General features: G+C 40.9%; 17 protein-coding genes. 10 read left to right on the top strand and 7 right to left on the bottom strand.

From position 1 onward, the window contains the following. The first annotated feature begins 92 nt into the window (after window positions 1–92). Both lipA and A6M13_RS07845 read left to right on the top strand, forming a co-directional pair. Entirely contained in the window at window positions 93–1,028 is a 936-nt protein-coding gene (lipA, locus tag A6M13_RS07850; protein ID WP_066544752.1) for a lipoyl synthase, read from the top strand. Window positions 1,029–1,041: 13 nt separating this feature from the next. After that, window positions 1,042–1,455 (top strand): YutD family protein, encoded by a 414-nt coding sequence (locus A6M13_RS07845; RefSeq protein WP_083998274.1) that lies wholly within the window; start codon window positions 1,042–1,044, stop codon window positions 1,453–1,455. A 75-nt stretch (window positions 1,456–1,530) separates the two neighbouring features. On the opposite strand, the gene A6M13_RS07840 is transcribed toward A6M13_RS07845, so the two are convergent. Further along, the gene (locus A6M13_RS07840) at window positions 1,531–1,797 is read right to left on the bottom strand and encodes a DUF3055 domain-containing protein (RefSeq protein ID WP_066544750.1); all 267 of its coding nucleotides are present in this window, start codon (window positions 1,795–1,797) and stop codon (window positions 1,531–1,533) included. A 111-nt stretch (window positions 1,798–1,908) separates the two neighbouring features. Between A6M13_RS07840 and A6M13_RS07835 the strand changes: the two genes are divergently transcribed. Both A6M13_RS07835 and A6M13_RS07830 read left to right on the top strand, forming a co-directional pair. Next, window positions 1,909–2,358, top strand: a complete 450-nt coding sequence (locus A6M13_RS07835; protein ID WP_066544748.1) for a DUF86 domain-containing protein — start codon at window positions 1,909–1,911, stop codon at window positions 2,356–2,358. Beyond that, window positions 2,359–3,141: a TIGR01457 family HAD-type hydrolase gene (locus tag A6M13_RS07830; RefSeq protein ID WP_066544745.1), complete on the top strand. Its 783-nt coding sequence runs from the start codon at window positions 2,359–2,361 to the stop codon at window positions 3,139–3,141. It abuts the gene before it with no gap. 69 nt (window positions 3,142–3,210) lie between these two features. Here A6M13_RS07830 and A6M13_RS07825 read toward each other — a convergent pair whose 3' ends face one another. Next, window positions 3,211–3,447 carry a YuzB family protein gene (locus A6M13_RS07825; RefSeq protein WP_066544743.1) on the bottom strand — a complete coding sequence of 79 codons (237 nt, stop codon included), beginning with the start codon at window positions 3,445–3,447 and terminating at the stop codon, window positions 3,211–3,213. 157 nt (window positions 3,448–3,604) lie between these two features. Here A6M13_RS07825 and A6M13_RS07820 point away from each other — a divergent pair, with 157 nt between their 5' ends. Further along, the gene (locus tag A6M13_RS07820) at window positions 3,605–4,675 is read left to right on the top strand and encodes an NAD(P)/FAD-dependent oxidoreductase (protein ID WP_066544741.1); all 1,071 of its coding nucleotides are present in this window, start codon (window positions 3,605–3,607) and stop codon (window positions 4,673–4,675) included. A gap of 507 nt (window positions 4,676–5,182) precedes the next feature. On the opposite strand, the gene A6M13_RS07810 is transcribed toward A6M13_RS07820, so the two are convergent. Beyond that, on the bottom strand, window positions 5,183–5,512 hold the full coding sequence (locus tag A6M13_RS07810; protein ID WP_066544738.1) for a YuzD family protein: 330 nt from the start codon (window positions 5,510–5,512) through the stop codon (window positions 5,183–5,185). Window positions 5,513–5,597: 85 nt separating this feature from the next. Between A6M13_RS07810 and A6M13_RS07805 the strand changes: the two genes are divergently transcribed. Beyond that, on the top strand, window positions 5,598–5,834 hold the full coding sequence (locus A6M13_RS07805; RefSeq protein ID WP_066544734.1) for a NifU family protein: 237 nt from the start codon (window positions 5,598–5,600) through the stop codon (window positions 5,832–5,834). A 42-nt stretch (window positions 5,835–5,876) separates the two neighbouring features. On the opposite strand, the gene A6M13_RS07800 is transcribed toward A6M13_RS07805, so the two are convergent. The 3 genes from A6M13_RS07800 to A6M13_RS07790 form a co-directional block, all read right to left on the bottom strand. Continuing rightward, entirely contained in the window at window positions 5,877–8,249 is a 2,373-nt protein-coding gene (locus tag A6M13_RS07800; RefSeq protein ID WP_066544732.1) for a DEAD/DEAH box helicase family protein, read from the bottom strand. Then, entirely contained in the window at window positions 8,250–8,576 is a 327-nt protein-coding gene (locus tag A6M13_RS16105) for a nucleoside triphosphate pyrophosphohydrolase (RefSeq protein ID WP_066544728.1), read from the bottom strand. It lies immediately after the preceding gene. Window positions 8,577–8,674: 98 nt separating this feature from the next. After that, window positions 8,675–9,379: a DUF2225 domain-containing protein gene (locus A6M13_RS07790; RefSeq protein ID WP_066544726.1), complete on the bottom strand. Its 705-nt coding sequence runs from the start codon at window positions 9,377–9,379 to the stop codon at window positions 8,675–8,677. A 160-nt stretch (window positions 9,380–9,539) separates the two neighbouring features. Between A6M13_RS07790 and A6M13_RS07785 the strand changes: the two genes are divergently transcribed. The 4 genes from A6M13_RS07785 (at window position 9,540) to A6M13_RS07770 (ending at window position 12,488) form a co-directional block, all read left to right on the top strand. Then, the gene (locus A6M13_RS07785; protein ID WP_066544724.1) at window positions 9,540–9,914 is read left to right on the top strand and encodes a HesB/IscA family protein; all 375 of its coding nucleotides are present in this window, start codon (window positions 9,540–9,542) and stop codon (window positions 9,912–9,914) included. 402 nt (window positions 9,915–10,316) lie between these two features. Next, entirely contained in the window at window positions 10,317–11,528 is a 1,212-nt protein-coding gene (locus A6M13_RS07780) for an NAD(P)/FAD-dependent oxidoreductase (RefSeq protein ID WP_066544722.1), read from the top strand. Between the two features lie 72 nt (window positions 11,529–11,600). Then, window positions 11,601–12,092, top strand: a complete 492-nt coding sequence (locus A6M13_RS07775) for an NUDIX domain-containing protein (protein WP_066544721.1) — start codon at window positions 11,601–11,603, stop codon at window positions 12,090–12,092. Between the two features lie 93 nt (window positions 12,093–12,185). Next, window positions 12,186–12,488, top strand: coding sequence for a YuiB family protein (locus A6M13_RS07770; RefSeq protein ID WP_211270301.1), 303 nt, complete (start codon window positions 12,186–12,188; stop codon window positions 12,486–12,488). 73 nt (window positions 12,489–12,561) lie between these two features. Here the strand turns inward: A6M13_RS07770 and A6M13_RS07765 are convergent, their stop codons facing one another. Continuing rightward, window positions 12,562–13,044: a divergent PAP2 family protein gene (locus tag A6M13_RS07765; RefSeq protein WP_066544718.1), complete on the bottom strand. Its 483-nt coding sequence runs from the start codon at window positions 13,042–13,044 to the stop codon at window positions 12,562–12,564. Window positions 13,045–13,048 lie beyond the last annotated feature (4 nt).

Raw genomic sequence — 13,048 nt, 5'->3', positions numbered from 1 at the left:
AACATTCGGCTATAACACTTGTTGGCGCGTGGGAAGTATGTTACATTGACTTCATTGATACATACAACTAACACAATGGGGGCGGAAGAAGTATGACATCTTGTAAACCAACAAATGGAAAAAGTGAGCAATTACGAAAACCGGATTGGTTAAAAATTAAACTGAATACAAATGATGAGTACAAAGGTTTGAAAAAACTAATGCGTGAAAAAAACTTGCATACTGTATGTGAGGAAGCACGTTGTCCAAATATTCATGAATGCTGGGGAGAACGTCGTACGGCGACATTTATGATTTTAGGTGCAGTTTGTACACGCGCATGTCGTTTTTGTGCAGTGAAAACGGGGTTACCAAATGAGCTTGATTTAGCAGAACCAGAACGTGTAGCAGATTCAGTGGAGTTAATGAATTTAAAGCATGTTGTGGTAACAGCAGTAGCTCGTGATGATTTAAAGGACGGTGGAGCAGCTGTATTTGCTGAAACGGTGCGCGCGATTCGCCGCCGTATGCCTTTTACATCAATTGAAGTATTACCATCTGATATGGGTGGAATTGAAGAAAATTTACAAATGCTAATGGATGCGAAGCCAGATATTTTAAATCATAATATCGAAACGGTTCGTCGCTTAACGCCAAGAGTTCGCGCGCGTGCTAAATATGACCGTTCACTTGAATTTTTACGTCGTGCAAAGGAGATGCAACCAGATGTGCCAACAAAATCATCATTAATGATTGGTCTTGGTGAGACGTGGGAAGAAATTATCGAAGTAATGGACGATTTACGTGCAAACAACGTCGATATTATGACGATTGGTCAATATTTACAGCCGACGAAAAAGCATTTAGCTGTACAAAAATATTATTCACCACTTGAATTTGGCAAGCTACGTAAAATTGCAATGGATAAAGGTTTTAGCCATTGTGAAGCAGGCCCACTTGTTCGTAGTAGTTATCATGCGGATGAGCAAGTAAATGCGGCTGCGAAAGAGCGTCAGCGCCAAGGTGAAAAACGAATCGAAATTAGTTAATGAGGTGAAAAGCTTGGTAATAATAGATGGATTTGAGTATGAGCTGATCACAGATTACCGCGATGCTTTTAAGCAGGAAGATTTTAATGGCCGCTATGCGGAAATTTTGAATAAATATGATTATATTGTCGGCGATTGGGGCTACGGTCAGCTTCGACTAAAAGGCTTTTTTGAAGATAAAAATCAAAAGGCATCATTTGATACAAAAATTAGTACACTTGCCGATTATTTGTATGAGTATTGTAATTTTGGTTGTGCGTATTTTGTCCTGCGTAAAGTAGGGAAAGTAGCAGCACCTGTAGTTGAAAGTGCATCGGTTCAAGCGGTGGAGGACAATAGCGCGATAGCAGAATCAGCGCCATCACTGGAGATGCCAACAAATGCCTTTATTCCACCAGCAGAAGTAGTGGTTGATGTAGAGCAGTAAGGTGTATAAAAACTGAGAAAGGCTGTGCTACACGTCAAAATGACGGTTAGCACAGCCTTTTGCAATATCGAACGACTAATTTAATAATTCACGTAAGTATTCACGTAAATCTTCAGCCTCTTCTTCCGTACGTTTATACACGTGCTCAATATAGCCTTCTTCTTCTACATCATCAGGCCCCATAATAGCAAAATTACCCATCTGCATATCGAGCACCAATACTTTGCCAAAGAAGCGACTTGATTGCACAATTGCTAAATCATAGCGCAGTTTTCTACCGGTAAAGCTTACAAAGCGCGTTTTCGAATCTTCTACGTCATCATACAAGAAAAAACGTTCCATTTTTCATCACCTACCAATTCTACAGATATGGTACTATAGAAAGGAAAAGAGCCGCAACTGAAATTTCACGCGCGGGGTATTTCGGAAGAGTCGGAAATGGAGGATTCTACTATGTATTTCGTAGATCGTACAAAAATTACAGCAACATGTAAACATTTAGATGAGATTTTAGCTATTTTTGAAGCACAGGACAATTGGACAACAGACGCTGTTGCACAATTAGCGTTACAACGCATTGCCCACAATGCTATGGAAGCGATGATGGATGTCGGAAACGTCATGATTGATGGTTTCGTAATGCGCGACCCAGGTAGCTATGATGATATTATTGATATTTTATTAGATGAAAAAGTTATTCCAGCAGATATGGAAGCACCATTAAAAGCAGTTGTTGATTTACGCAAAATGCTTGTGCGTGATTTTATTGCGGTGGACAACGATAAAGTATATACGGTATTTAGCGAAAATTTACCACAATTAAAGCGCTTCTCAGGACTTGTACAAGATTATTTAGTAAACGAATTAGGGCCTGTATCAGCGTTTTTACCGGAGAAAGAATAGATGAAACAATATAAGGCGTATTGCTTTGATTTAGACGGTACGGTTTATAAAGGGAAGTCTGCCATTGAAAGCGCGGTACGTTACATACATCGTTTACAAGCTCGTGGCATTGAGCCATTTTATGTAACGAACAATTCATCGAAAACACCTGAACAATTGCAAGCATCATTAGCGGCGATTGGTATTACAGCACCAATTGACCATCTGTATTCAAGCGCAATGGCAACGGCGCAATATGTAAAGTTACATTATCCAGAGGCACGCGTTCGTTTGATGGGGTCTGATGGGCTTCTTACAGCAGCGGAGGCACTTGATTTACAAGTAGTCGATACGATTGAAGCGGATGTTTTTATGATGGGCATTGACCGTGAATTAACGTATACAACATTAGCGAATGCTTGTTTAACGGTGCAAAGTGGAGCGGTATTTATTGCAACAAATGGCGATGTGAAGTTTCCAAATGAAAACGGCTTTGTACCCGGTAACGGTTCGCTAGCACGTCTTGTAGAAGGTGTGACAGGTGTTACGCCGATTTATATTGGCAAGCCATCACCAGTCATGCTGGAGCTGATTGCAGATATGCATGGCTTTGAAAAAGAAGACATGGTCATGATTGGCGACAATTATGATACCGACATTTTAAGTGGGATTCGTTTTGGGATCGATACGATTCATGTGAACACGGGCGTTACACCTGCTCATGAAGTATTTGATAAGCCAGAACCACCGAGCATTCTTGTTGAAAATATGGATGCATACGCGGCACTTGAAGATTCAATGTGATTAAAAAGAAAAGCAACGGGGAACAGACTACTACGTCATGTCGCCGTTGCTTTTTTATGTGTAAACGATTTACCACATCGGGTTTTCTTCGATATATTGATAAATATTTTGAAGTAAATCGGTTGCGTCATTGCCTGTTACAAGGTCACCGTTTACAACGGCATATAATCCTTCTGCACATTCCGTACAAAAGCTTAAACATCCGTATTCTAACACGTCGACATTAGGGTCTAATTCTAGTTTGTCATATACGTCTTGTGCACCATTTGCCAAGTTCGTAATGCAAAATTCCACCATTGGATTCATGGATTTTTCACCTCACTATACGTTATGCTACTCTGTTTTTTTTTCTACGTCAAATAGAAGTAAAAGCGCTTGTGAAAGTTATCACAATGTTATATACTCATACTTGAGCTTTGTTACAATATAGTGAACAATGAATTTCGAAGGAGAACAGAACAATATGCGAAACTTAGTATTATTAGGTGGCGGCTATGGTAATATGCGCGTTTTACTGCGTCTTTTACCAAACAATTTACCTAATGATGTGCAAATTACATTAGTAGATCGCACACCATTCCACAGCTTAAAAACAGAATTTTATGCGTTAGCTGCGGGTACATCAACGGATAAGGAAGTGCGTGTAGCCTTTCCAGATAACGCACGATTAAAGCACGTTTATGGGGAAATCGTGAAAATTGATCGTGAAGAAAAAACAGTATTATTAGCAGACGGGACAGTCGTTGATTATGATGATTTAGTCATTGGTTTAGGCTGTGAAGATAAATACCATGGTGTACCAGGTGCGCCAGAATACACACATAGTATCCAAACAATCGCAAAAGCGCGTAGCACGTTTGAAAAATTATGTGGTTTACCACCAGGCTCAACAGTCGGCATTATCGGTGCTGGTTTAAGTGGGATTGAGCTAGCAAGTGAATTACGTGAAAGTCGTTCAGATTTAAACATTAAATTATTTGACCGTTCTCACCGCATTTTACGTGACTTCCCAGAGAAGTTAAGTGAATACATTAAACAATGGTTTGAAAAGCATGACGTAGAAGTAATTGCAAAAGCGAACGTAACGGCTGTAGGCCCAGGCGAAGTGCATAACCATGACCAAATTATTAAGTGTGATGAAATCGTATGGACGGCTGGTGTACAACCAGTGAAAATCGTACGTGATATGGAAGCGGAAAAAGATAAGTTTAACCGCCCAGTTGTAACACAATATATGAACTTACCAGATGATGAGCATGTATACGTAATCGGTGACTGTGCATCATCAACATTAGCACCAACTGCACAGCTTGCAGAAGAGCAAGGCGAAGTTGTTGTGAAAGTATTAAAAGCACGTTGGATGAACCAACCATTACCAGAGAAAATGCCAGAAATTAAGCTAAAAGGCTTCATGGGCTCTCTAGGGAAAAAGCAAGGTTTCGTACACTTAGCAGATACGACAGTAACAGGCCGTATTGCACGTTTAATGAAATCAGGTTTATTATGGATGTACAAACGTCAAAATACGAACTAATACAATGTAAAAGAGGCAGGCGTTTAAACGAACACCTACCACTAAAATGACGAAAGAGATTGGTACAAAAAGAAATATCCTTCAGCAATGACAACTGCTGAAGGATATTTTTCTGCTTTGGGTGCTACTCCACATAGCGGACGCGTTTCGCAGGCATGGCTTGAGGCAAACACGATGTTTGTCACATCTGCCTTGCCACACGACGTGGCGTTTTTGGCAGATGTTCCTCTATTAAAAGCGCATGCGCATGCGGTACCTCGTCGCAGAAAAACATTGCTTTTCCTGCAGAAGTCGCCGCTTGTGTCGGGACGCACCAGCAAATTCTTATCATCTCAATGAACTTATTTTCATCAGAAATAAGGTTCTGTTCAAACCTCTTTCGTTCGTTCTTTGATAAATTGGCTATATGAAGGGCGACGTTTCTTTTGCAGAAGTCGCGCCTAGCTTCCATAAAAGTACAACCAATAATGCTATAGGCTAAATGATGTTTAGCGCTAGCTCCTATCATTACTGTGGTGCTGTAAAGCCAAGGTCCTCTAACTTTGAAAACACGGGCTTCAGCTGGATATAGCCTTCGCCAATTACTTCATCGTTAATTAATACGAGCGGGTAAAAAAATTCATCATCTTGAATACGAGCTGCGTAGTCTTGCTCACGCGCATCCGTTAAGGCATTCTCAATATCAATGTAGCGAATGATAAATGATTGTTCCGGGTACTTACGTCGAATTGCAGCATCTAGCCACTCGTACGTATCTTTTGAAGAAGGGGCATTAACGCAGCTAGCACAAATGATGTCTGCGCCAAAGATTTCAATGATTGGTTCTGTAATAGTCATGAAAATTCCAACCTTTCGTATTCAATAATGGATTTTTTTCTTATCTACAATTATAATCATTATAAAGAAAGGAGTCGAGAGACAAATGACAGAAGCAGCACAAAGAGACCAAGTACAAGAAGTTTTAGATAAATTACGCCCATTCTTATTACGTGATGGTGGCGACTGTGAATTAGTAGACATCGAGGACGGTATCGTTAAATTACGTTTATTAGGCGCATGCGGTAGTTGCCCATCTTCTACAATCACATTAAAAGCTGGTATTGAACGCGCATTATTAGAAGAAGTACCAGGTATTATTGAAGTAGAGCAAGTATTCTAATACACATTCAAACCTTGAAGGATGAGTTCCTTCAAGGTTTTTTTATATGCTTTTCTTTTCAAAATACGTATGCAAACGGAATGCACAAATTTGCTGTACCCAGTCGTATAGCACTGCTTGATGTTCTGTAGCAATGGTTGACGTGAATGAAAAGGTCGTGCCATCAAACTGGACAAGACCTTTACTGCTCTTTGCCCATGTTGACATCGGCATCCGTTTAATTAACGAACGAACTTTGGACGGTTGGTGGTCAATCACATCAATATGTGACTGCGGTGCTTGCTGTAAATAGGCGGAAAAATAAGGAGCGACTTCAGATGCTTCAATCGCTGTGTGCCACAATGTTTCGCCACGCAGTAACATCGCACGCAGTAACACCATTTTATAACTTTTTGTCATCGCTGTTTTTTCGATGTCCTTTAATAATGCTGCGTACGTCTCGTAAATGTGTTGCTCACTGGGAGATAGTTGTCCGATGGCATGTAAAAAGGCAAAGTAGCCACCAAATTCTTTTGCTAAGTTCAGCGCACGAAAACCGCTATACAAATGCATGTGTAAATAGCTCGGTCGTGTACCAAGGTCGGCTTGTAAATGAGAGAAGGCATCGATAATTTGTTGTCGATACGATTGCTGTTTTTTCGTCATTTCCTCAATTAAATCAATCACTTCTAAATCGAACTGTAATGTACACGCTGTGCCGTCAATTTGTGTATATGTGCTAATCGGTAGCGACTCAGTCGGCTGTAGATTTGGGTAAAATAAGCGTAATTTACGTTCAGCATTGCGGTAATTGCCGATAAAATCAATGATGACACAATGTGATTTTCCTTCTGCTAAGCGTAAGCCACGCCCAATTTGTTGCGTGTAAATCGTTAGTGACTCTGTAGGGCGCACAAATAAGAGTGTATCAACGGTTGGAATATCAACACCTTCATTAAATAAATCGACCGTAAAAATAATATCAATGGTACCGTCTCGTAACTGTTGGCGTATGTGTTGGCGGTAAGGTAAGTCATCTGTGCCTGTTAATGCTCGCGCATGAACGCCTTGCTCTGAAAAATAGTGGGCTAAATAACGAGCTTGTGCAACCGATGAACAGAAACCAATCGTCTGGCTTTGTTTGTACATTTGCCACTTTTGGAAAATGGCATGTGCTACGTCATGCTGCTGTTGTGCGTCTATTAATTGTTGCTCGTCATATTTCGTCCCAAGCCAGCGAATCGAACGATAATCAATCCTATCACGCACACCGTAATACTGAAATGGACTTAGCCACTGCTTACTAATGGCATCTAAAAAGTGGATTTCTATCGCGACATTGCCATCACATAAAGCATATACATCTTTATTATCTGTACGCTCTGGTGTTGCCGTAATACCGAGTAAAAATTGCGGTGAAAAATGCTGGAGTAGTCGCTGGTATGTCGGTGCTACTGCATGATGGAATTCATCAACGATGATTAAATCAAAATTACGCGCATCAAATTTATGGAGATGTGTCGGCATACTAAGTGTATAAATCGATGCAAAGACGATATCGCATGTTGTATTCTTTTCGGTACGATGGAAGTAGCCACGCGTCCGTTCAGGATAAATGAGCGAAAACGCTTCATGTGCTTGCTGTAAAATTTCATCGCGGTGTGCGACAAATAAAATACGTTTGTAGCGCTGTGCAAAAAAGGCGGCTAAAAACGTTTTACCAAGACCTGTCGCCAGTACAACGAGCGCTTTTGAATAGCCTTGTGTCACAGTCTCGTATAGTGCCTGTAATGCAAGCTGTTGCGCAGGGCGCGGTGCAATGACAGGAAGCGGTTCAGCGTGCTCATATGTATAGGACACATGTGTGGACGTTGCGCCGTACATAAGCGTTGTTTCGTCTGCTTCATTCCAAGCGTTAGATAAAGGGCGTACTGTATTCGCTCGTTCATAACGCTCGCGATACTGAGCAAGTGTCATCGTATTTAACGGTACCGTTTGTGGTGCATAAAAAAGCTGTTGAAATTCCTCGACCGCATGTTCGAACGTAGTAGCGTCGACAGTATGTAAATTCCACTCAATACCAGCTGTCATTGCAGACTTCGATAAATTTGACGAGCCGACAATGACATGCTGTGTCTGACGGTGCTGAAATAAATACGCTTTTGGATGAAAGGCTTGTCCATATGTTTCATAAAGGCGTAACTCTGCATGGGGCAATTCAGTTAGCAGCAGTTCAAGGGCATCTGGCTGTGTAATGGCTAAATAGTCACCAATTAGTAGCTGAATGGTACACTGTTGCTCACTCGCACGTTGAAGCGTTGGCAGCATGAGTTGTACGCCTGACTTCATCGCGAACGCCGTTACCCATGCAATATGTGTCGCATCGTCACTAAGTTGTTGTAGGTCATGCACTAAATTTGTTGTAATGAGCTTCATTTAAGAATCCTCCACATCGATTAAATAAATACCCTGTTCAAATCCGCCTCGCTGTTGTTTTTTCGTTAGGCGTACAGCTTCTAGCTCGTCAAAGGATGTTTCGTAACGTATTAATGCTGCGTGAATTAGCTCTAAAATGTCCGCTAGTTCCTCGACCGCCTCTTTTGTAGTTGTCGTTGCAGAAAGTTCCTGCACTTCTTCAAGTAATTTTTGCTGAATATGGTGTAAATGTTCTTGTGGCTCAAGTGTTTTCGCATGATAACGTAGACCATCTTGCTCAATGATTGTTAAAATTCCATCGCGTACTAATTTATTGTAAATTGGCATGGTGAAATCTTCCTTTTTATTGTTAGTGTACCAAATAGACATAATGTATTGAAATGAAAAAAGAGCTGTTCACAACGAAACTGTGAAGAGCTCTTTGATTATACATGTTGCTGTGCACGTTGCCGCTCGCGAATTTCACGAACCTTTTCCCAACGTTCTTTGGCGAGGTCAACAATTTTGGCGTCGCCACCGATAGATTGTCGCTCAATAATACGTGAGAAATAACGTGTGGCTTGTTCAATATCACCGAGACGGAAGGATAGCTCAGCAACCATATAGAGCACGCGCATTTCGGACATTTGCATTTTTTCATAGTCACTATTTGAATACGAATCGCTATAGTGCTGACGTGCCATACGTAAAAAACGTTGCTCCTGTGGCTTGTTTTGTAAATCACGATATAGCCAAGCTAAACGCAAAAGTAGACCGGCTAAAATAATATGCTTCTCTTTTTTTATCGAACCACATAGGAAGGCAAGCTTATAGGATTGGATTGCTTGGTGGGTAGAACGCTCACCATTAAAGTGATGCGGAATCCAGCGCGCACATACTTGTTCATTTAATTGTTGTAGAACGCCTGGAGCGAAATAAGGTGTAAAGTCTTCCGTAAATGAATAACCGCAATGTTCACAGACGAAGACATTATAAAATAGACCATTGACCGACGTATCGACATACGTTGGGCGAAAATCACTATCTGTTGACGCAATGCGAATCGCATTTTTGCGAACCTTCAATGATTTAAATGAACGTTTACAGTGCAGACAATCCACTTTCTTTTCATAGTATGGAGAAAGTTCCATATATGCCGCCTCCTTTTTGTGTGTTTTTACTTACTTAACGAAATGAATTAGTGGTTATATTATATCAGAACGAAAGACACAGTTCTTCTATTTAGAACGAAATAATTGAAAAAACACGCACAAATATAGATAATAAGAATATAAAGGAAGGTGACCAGTAATGGCAGTAGAAAAACAAGTAGTCATCATTACAGAAGCAGCAGCATTTCGCATTAAAGAAATGATGGAGCATAACGAAGAGCAGGGTGCATTTTTACGTGTTGGCGTAAATGGTGGAGGCTGTAGCGGCTTAACATACGGCATGTCATTCACAACAGAGAAAAATGACGATGACATTTTAGATAATCAACATGGTTTAGAAATCGTAGTCGCTGGCGAAGACGCACCAATTTTAGCGGGTACAAAAATTGATTACAAACAATCATTAATGGGTGGCGGCTTCACAATCGACAACCCGAATGCCATCGCGAACTGCGGCTGTGGTACAAGCTTTAAAGCAGCAGCACGCCCAGCAGAGCCACAACCTTGTGAGTAATAGTTGTGAGGGTGGCTTGTAAATAACAGCTGAATACGGTATGTACACAGCGATCAAACTGGGTACGCCAAGCCTTCTTGGTTTGTATGTTGCAAAACATCACAAATGAAGGAGGCTTTTTTATGTTGTTTTTGTCGTGTTATTTGAAGCGTGTATACGTTTATAAAATTCAGTATGGATTCATAAGTAGCACCTAAAAGCAGAAAAATATCCTTCAGCAGTTGTCGTTGCTGAAGGATATTTCTTTTGGTCTCAATTGCTTTTGTTTTTGCAAATTACGACTATAAGTTGAAAAACCATATTGAAACAAATAGAATAAAACTATAGGAAAATGCTTGAAAGTAATTTTTGCTAAGTACAGTAGTTGACTTAGTGCAAAATATGAAAAGGTGGTTGTGAGAAGTGAAAAAACCAAAAATTGTGATTTTAGGCGCAGGATATGGTGGCTTAACGACAGCAGTGAACGTCAAGAAAATCGTGGGCACACAACATGCAGATATTATTTTGGTCAATAAAAACGAGTATCACTATGAAACAACGTGGCTACATGAGGTAGCAGCGGGAACCATTTCACCAGAACGAGCAAGCTATTCAGTAACGGATATTGTTGGTGGTGGCGTACAGTTTTTAAAAGCAACGGTGACGAATGTTGATGTCGCAAATAAAGCAATTGCGACAACAGAAGGCGAGCTTACATATGATTATTTAGTCATTGGCTTAGGCTTCGAGGGCGAAACATTTGGCATTAAAGGGTTAAAGGAACATGCGTTAGCACTTGCAGATTTAAATACAGCACGAAATGTACGCGAGCATATTGAGTACCAATTTGCATCGTGGGCAAAAGACGAGGAAAAAGATGATACGAAATTAACAATTGTTGTTGGTGGCGCAGGCTTTACTGGCATCGAGCTATTAGGGGAGTTAGCGAACCGTGTGCCTGAGCTTTGTGAGGAGTTCCACATTCCACACGATAAAGTACGTATCATTTGTGTAGAGGCAGCACCGACTGTTTTACCAGGTTTTGATGAGCAACTGGTAGCTTATGCAAAAGATTATTTAACGTCAAAAGGAATTGAGTTTTCAATTGGCACACCGGTTGTTGAAGCAACAGCAGAGGGTGTGAAAATTAAAACAGGTGAGGATGCATTTGATTTTATTGAAGCGGGTACGGTTATTTGGGCAGCGGGTGTACGCGGAAATTCATTAATTGAATCAAGCGGTATTGAAAATAACCGCGCACGCATTATGGTACGTGAAGATTTACGTGCACCAGGCTACGATGATGTATTTATTGTAGGCGACTGTGCAGTTATTTTAAATCCTGAAACGGAGCGTCCATATCCACCAACCGCACAAATTGCGATGCAGCAAGCGGTGACAATTGCGAAAAATATTCGTCACCTAATGCATGGTGAAGCATTAGAGCATTTCGTATATAGCGATAAAGGCGCTGTGTGCTCACTTGGGCATAGCTCAGCAATTGGTGCACCTTTTGGACAAAAACTCGTTGGTAAGCCAGCAGCAGCGCTTAAAAAGGTTGTTGATAACCGAGCGCTCTTATTAATTGGTGGTCCAGCACTTGTAGCGAAAAAAGGGAAGTTTAAGCCGTTTTAACGGTGAACATGCATACAAGCGTTCCGAGAGTCAATCGAGGGACGCTTTTTTTGATGACAAGGAGTGAGATAGGTGAAAAAAGAACGTGGAAAAGTATGGCTCGGAGTAGGCACAATTGTGACGAATACGAAAGGTGAATGGCTCGTAGTAAAAAAAACATATGGTGGCTTAAAAGGTGTGTGGTCAATTCCAGCAGGCTTTGTTGATGCAGGGGAAACGCTTGATACCGCAGCGAAGCGTGAAGTGAAAGAAGAAACGGGCATTGATTGTCAGATAGAAGGTGTATACGGCATTCGCAGTGGGGTATTACAAGACGATATTAGTGACAACATGGTAGTCTTTTTAGCCTCAGCGAATGATGAGCAACAAGTGATTTGTATTCAAGAGCGAGAAATTCAAGAAGCATGTTGGATTCATCCAACAGCGCTTGTCGATGACCCTGTTTCATCATTTATGATTCGAGCATTTGCGACGGAAGGGAATTTGCAGGAGTTATTAAAGGCGCGCGAGACGATTACTGCAGACCCTATTTTTGGGTATACGGAGTATAAAGTGTTTTTATAAATTCTTGCGTTATTGTAATGAAATGCGCGTTCATGTACACTTATTGTAAGAGGATTGGGGGCGTGTCATGTGAATGAAATCTCATTAGTGCAAATGATCGTATCGGTTGTATTATTTTTTGTGATGTTCTTTGGCATTGGTTTTTTACTCAATATGTTACTGCGTGTAACATGGATGATGGCATTGATTTATCCCGTTATTGTGATGTTTATTATTGATGAAGTGAGCTGGCTCGACTATATTTTTAAGCCAACCATGGCATGGCCGGCACTTATTGAACGTTTTACAGCGTTGCAAATAGTCGATATTGTTATTTTATGTGGCGGTTTTGTCGGTGCGATTGTATCAGGCATTACGATGCGTGTACTGCGCGCTGCAGGGTATCGCATGTTTTAATGTACATATATGGATATCAAAAAACGCAAACCGACATCTGGCGGTTTGCGTTTTTTTGATATCACAGGAATATTTAGCTCTGGAAAAATAAATAGTAGCTACTCGCCATCACAATACCTGTTAAACAGCCTGCATACACTTCGCTTTTTTTATGACCGAGCAAGGTTTTTAAATCGTCGCGAATGGCTGCATCACGCGTTTCTCCAGTTGTCATCCGTAAATCATCAAACAGCTTCGTCATTTGCTTGTACAAGTCGTTAATACTCGCGGCATGTTGTCCTGCTTCATAACGGACATGTGTCGCATCGTACATGACAATAATGGCAAACATAGCAGCGAGTGCGAAAATGGAAGAACCTAAGCCATGCTCAAAGGCAATTGCTGTAGCAAGCGCACAAACAGCAGCGGAGTGAGAGCTTGGCATACCACCTGTCGAGTTAAGTAGGGAAAGGTCAAATTTTCGCGTTAACATATACTGAATCGGCACTTTTAATAGCTGGGCAATGACTACACAAGCAAGTGCAAGTAATAATGGTTTATTCATTAATAATTCCATAAAT

The sequence above is a fragment of the Caryophanon tenue genome (genome assembly GCF_001700315.1).
Taxonomy (GTDB): domain Bacteria; phylum Bacillota; class Bacilli; order Bacillales_A; family Planococcaceae; genus Caryophanon; species Caryophanon tenue.
This window is presented reverse-complemented; position numbering and strand designations above follow the sequence as displayed.